At 71.7% G+C, this 5,057-nt stretch carries 3 protein-coding genes and 1 pseudogene; 2 read left to right on the top strand and 2 right to left on the bottom strand.

All coding sequences use genetic code 11. The features are described from left to right. Positions 1 to 171 precede the first annotated feature (171 nt). Both afsK and kbpA read right to left on the bottom strand, forming a co-directional pair. Positions 172 to 2,625: a protein serine/threonine kinase AfsK gene (afsK, locus tag AOK24_RS27660; protein WP_055722773.1), complete on the bottom strand. Its 2,454-nt coding sequence runs from the start codon at positions 2,623 to 2,625 to the stop codon at positions 172 to 174. Positions 2,626 to 2,836: 211 nt separating this feature from the next. Next, entirely contained in the window at positions 2,837 to 3,640 is an 804-nt protein-coding gene (gene kbpA, locus AOK24_RS27655; protein WP_055722772.1) for an AfsK-binding protein KbpA, read from the bottom strand. Positions 3,641 to 3,761: 121 nt separating this feature from the next. Between kbpA and AOK24_RS27650 the strand changes: the two are divergent. Next, positions 3,762 to 4,232: pseudogene (locus AOK24_RS27650) on the top strand (TetR/AcrR family transcriptional regulator); the annotation flags it as partial. Between the two features lie 363 nt (positions 4,233 to 4,595). Beyond that, positions 4,596 to 5,057 (top strand): EboA domain-containing protein (locus AOK24_RS52810; RefSeq protein ID WP_420876700.1); only part of this gene is annotated, 462 nt, incomplete at its 3' end.

Genomic DNA, 5,057 nt, shown 5'->3' with positions numbered 1-5,057 from the left:
CACCGCCCCCGCCGTGGCTCCCGTGCCCGCGCCCACTGGAGAACCCCGTGAGCGCGAACACCACCAGCGCCGAGACAGCCGTAAGCCTGAAGATGTACCCCCGTGGTCGCATGGACCCACCCTAGGCAACGCCTGTCACGACCATGTCACCACCCCTCGGCGACATGGTCCTCACGCCGGCCGAGCCGTCCCCGTCCCCTTCTCCGCGTCCAGCGCGTACACGCACCGATCCTTGCTGCACGCGTACACGACCCCGTCCCGTACCACCGGAGAGCCAGTGATCTCGCCCCCGGTCGCCAGCTTCCACCGCAACCGCCCGTCGTCGGCCTTGAGCGTGTACAGCAGGCAGTCGGTGGACCCGAAGTGGATCCGCCCCTCGGCGACGGCGGGCGCCCCCACGATGTCCCCACCGGCCTGGAACCGCCACTTGGGCGTCCCGGTGACCGCGTCGAGCGTGTAGAGCCCCTTCCCGCTGCCCACATGGACATGCCCGGCGGCGACGAGCACGGGGTCGATGGAGGACCTGGCCTCGGTGGCGATGCGCCACCGGTCGCGCCCGTCGGCGGCGTCGAGGGCGTAGACCGTACCCAGGTAGTCCGCGAGGTAGACCCCGCCCCCCGCGACGGCGGGCCCCGGCACGAACGTGGGCGGCGACAGGAACGCGGCCGGCGCCTCGAAGTGCCAGCGCACCATCCCGGTGGCGATGTCGACCGACAGCACCCGCGTACCCGCGGAGACGTACACGTTGCCGTCCCCCGAGGGAGTTACGCGTACGGGTACGCCCCCGCAGGAGGCGGCGTCACCGATGGGGTAGGACCAGCGCTCCTCACCCGTACGGGCCTCCAGCGCGCGCAGCCTCGCGTCCTGCCAGACGTACACCGTGCCCTCGTGCAGCACGGGCCCCGCCTCGGGGGACTCGAAGTCGGTCTGGCAGCCGCCGATCTCCCACAGCTTCTGCCCGTTGGACGCCTCCCAGCCCTGCGCGCCGCCGCCGCGCGTACCGGTGACGATCGTGCCGCGCTCGGCCTTGAGGGAGTACACCCAGGCGTCGGTGGGCAGCCGCCACAGGTCGCCGCCCTCGCGGGCGTCCAGAGCGAAGAGGGTGGGCCCGTCGGAGGCGTGGACCCGGCCGTCGGCGACCGCCATCGACCAGGCGACGTCCCGCGTCTTGAACCGGCGCCGCCCGGTCGCGACGTCCAGCGCGTGCACCTCGAAGGAGGTGACGTAGACGAGGTCGCCGTCGACCGAGGGCGTCCCCCAGACGTCGTTCGACATCCGGAAGCGCCACGGCCGCCAGCCGGGCGGGGCCTCCGGGGGCGCGCTCGGCAGGGCGGGCACACCGGTCGCCCCACCCCCGGGTACTACGGGTACGACAGGGTCGGCGCCGTTGGCACCGGGCCGCACCCGCGTCCATGACCCGGTCAGACCCGGGTCGGGTACGGGGGCCCGTACCGCCGAGGTAGCCCGGATGTCGGAGATCCGCGGCCCGGGACCGATCGGCACCGGCGCGCCCGCGAGCCGTACCGGGCTGACGTCGGGCGCCCCCATCGGCGCGGGGAACGGCGCGGGCCCGGCGGGCCTCGGAGGTACTACGGGTGCTACGGGTACGACGCCCCCACCCGGTACCACCGGGTCGTGCGAGGGCGGAGGCGGCGGCGGTAGTACGGACCTACCTCCCAGGTTCACCCCGCCCCCGCTCCGTCCGGAGGCCCCCGCCGGTTTCGGCGGACGCCCGCCCCGGCGGGTCTCGATCATGGTGACGGCCTTCTCCGGCAACCACGCCGAGGCCGTACCGCTGTCGTCGGACCCGGAGCCGAAGAGGTGCGGGGCGAGCTGCGCCTGGAGGTCGGCCGGGTTGGGCCGGGCGGTGGCCTCCATCTGCATGCACGACTCGATGAGGGGCCGCAGTTCGTCCGGCAGCCCCTCCAGGTCGGGCCCTTCCCGCAACAGCATGAAAACGGTTTCTACCGGATTCGCGCCGTGGAACGGCGGATGCCCGGTGGCCGCGAAGACGAGCATCGACCCGAGCGAGAAGACGTCGCTCGCGCCGGTCACGCTGCGCGAGTCCTTCGCCTGCTCGGGCGACATGTACGCGGGGGTGCCGACCGCGACGTTCGTCATGGTCAGGCGGGTGTTGGAGACCCCGGAGGCGATCCCGAAGTCGATCACCCGGGGGCCGTCCTCGACGACGAGGACGTTCGACGGCTTGAGGTCGCGGTGCACGAGACCCGCGCCGTGGATGGACTGGAGCGCTTCAGCGACCCCCGCCGCCAGCCAGCGCACCGCCTGGGCGGGCAGCGGCCCGCAGTCGTTCACTATCTCTTCGAGGGAGGGCGCCGGGACGTACGCGGTCGCCAGCCACGGCACGGCCGCGCGCGGATCGGCGTCCACGACGGCCGCCGTGTAGAAACCGCTTACAGCACGCGCCGCCTCGACCTCGCGCGTGAACCGCACGCGGAAGAGCTGGTCCTCGGCGAGTTCCGTACGCACCGTCTTGATCGCCACGCGCCGGCCCGACGCGGAGCGCGCCAGATAGACCAGCCCCATGCCGCCGGCTCCCAGCCGTCCCAGCACCTCGAACGGCCCGATCCGCCGCGGATCGTGCTGCGTCAGCTGATCCACCACTTGCCTGCCACCTCCCCGTACGGGCCGCGCAAGCCACGTCTTCACGCGACCCCGTGCAGCGTCTCACCACCGCACCGCCATGGCGGCACGCACCCCCGATTGTTCCTGGCCGGGCGGCTGGTTGCGAACCCGGTGAAAAATAGGGCGCTACTTCATCTACCGGAACATTTCTTCCAAATCAACGCCGGATCGCCTTCGAACCGATGTCGATTCACGCCGGTTCGACGCCGAAACGGCGGTTCTCCCGCTGCAACAACGCGAACGACGCCCCTTGATTGTCCGATACGACGGCGGCGATCCCGTAGGACGTCGGGAACGGCCCGGCCTGGACCCGCCCGCCGAGGCGTACGACGGTCCGTACGGCGACGGCGCAGTCCTCGACGCCGAAGTGGACGACGAAGTGCGGGGGCATCTCGGCGGGGAAGACGTCGGAGACAGGGGCCCGGCCGAAGTCGGGGCGGGCGCCCTCGCCGAAGAGGGCCTCGTGGAAGAGGCCGCCGTAGAACGAGTTCACGGCGTCGATGTCGCGGGCGTACAGCTCGGCCCAGACGAAAGTACTAGGGGTATGACGTACCCCGAAACCAGGGTGGCGCTCCCCCTGCCAGAGCCCGAAGACGGCGCCCTCGGGGTCGGCCACCAGGGCCGCCGTACCCAGTCGGCCGACCGGGAAGGGGGCCATGACGACCTGGCCGCCGACGGCGATGATGCGTCCGGCGGTACGGCGGATGTCGGGGGTCGCGAAGTACACCGTCCAGACGGTCGGCATCCGGCCGTCACCCTTGGGAGCCAGGGCAGCAACCGGTTTCCCGTCTTTTCTGGCCCACAGCGAGCCGCCGTGGTCGATTCCGGGGTCGTCGGGGGCGTCGAAGGTCCACCCGAAGAGCTCACCGTAGAAACGCTTTCCCGCGTCGAGGTCGGGAAGCTGGGCGTCGACCCAGCAGGGGACGCCCTCTCCATAGGCGCCCGCGCCCATGGCGGCGCCCTCTCCGTACCCCGATGCCCTGTTTTCGGCCATGCGCCCAAAGTAACGGCGCGACCCGCACCGCGCAGACCAGCGGATGCGCCCCGGGGAGTGGAATGCACCCCATTTGGATCGGCCGAATCGCGCTCCGATCACCCCTCGGTAAGCTGACGGCATGACAGGACAAGTGCGTACCGTCGACGGCCGCGTAGCCGGTCGGCGTGGGCAGGCCACGCGGCAGAAGCTGCTGGACTGCCTCAGCGAGATGCTCAGCTCCTCTCCTTACCGGGACGTCAAGGTCATCGATGTCGCCCGGAAGGCGGGCACTTCGCCCGCGACCTTCTACCAGTACTTCCCGGACGTCGAAGGCGCCGTCCTGGAGATCGCGGAGCAAATGGCCGCCGAGGGCGCGGGGTTGACCGAACTCCTCGAAGGCCGCTCGTGGGTCGGCAAGGCCGGCTGGCAGACCGCGCAGGAACTCGTGGCGGGATTCCTGGAGTTCTGGCGGAAGAACGAGGCGATCCTGCGGGTCGTGGACCTCGGCGCGGCCGAGGGCGACAAGCGGTTCTACAAGCTCCGGATGAAGATCCTCAACTCGGTGAACAACTCCCTCGCGGACGCGGTCGCCGAGCTCTACCGCCACGGCGACCCGGCCGAACAGCGGGCGGTCCTAAGGGCGTTGCCGCTGCTGGAAGAGGTCAACGCGGAGGCGGGCGCGGAGTGGGACGAGGGGAGGGCGGACGCGGACAGGGCGCGGGCCGGGGATGAGAACGGCTTCGACGGTACGTCCCCGTCGGACAGCTCCGGCAGTGTCAACTCGCCGCATGCCAGCGCAGGTTGGGGCGATCCGATCCCGCGCGGCGGCGCGGGAGCGCCCTTCCGGACCACCGGGCGCCCCGTCCCCGACGTCCGTCGTACCCTTTTCGCCGCTGCCGCCCCCGCCGACGACCGGCTCGGCGAACTCGCGCTCTCCCTCGTCCGGGAGGCCCTCAGGGGCAACGACAACAGTGTGATCGAGGCGGCGCTCGGGGCGTACGCGGCGGCGCGGCTGCCGGACACGGAGTACCGGCAGGCCGTGCTGAAGTGCGTCTTCTACGACATCCCGCTCGACCGCCTGTACGGCCTCGATGCCCGCGCGGACCGCGAACTCGCCCGCATGCTGGCCGACTTCGCGCACGAGCGCATCGCGGCGGGCCGGACGGTTCCGGCCGACGTCTGGCCGCTGGTCCGCGCGCACACGGCCCTGGCGAAGTCCCTCGCGGCCCGCGCCCGCGACCTCGCCGAGACCCGCCCGGAGGCGGCGGCCCGCGCGCTGGCCGCACTGGCGGAGACGGAGAGGGATGCGGCGACGGGCCAGGAAACGGTTGCTGCAACGGTCGGTGAACCGACCCCGGAGACGGCTGCGGAAACGTTCGCTGAAACCGCCGAGAAAACGGTTGCTGCAACACTCTCCACGCCTCCCACCCCCACC

The organism is Streptomyces niveiscabiei, from assembly GCF_001419795.1.
GTDB lineage: Bacteria > Actinomycetota > Actinomycetes > Streptomycetales > Streptomycetaceae > Streptomyces > Streptomyces niveiscabiei.
The sequence above is the reverse complement of the archived record's forward strand: the minus strand, read 5'-3'. Positions and strand labels throughout refer to the sequence as shown.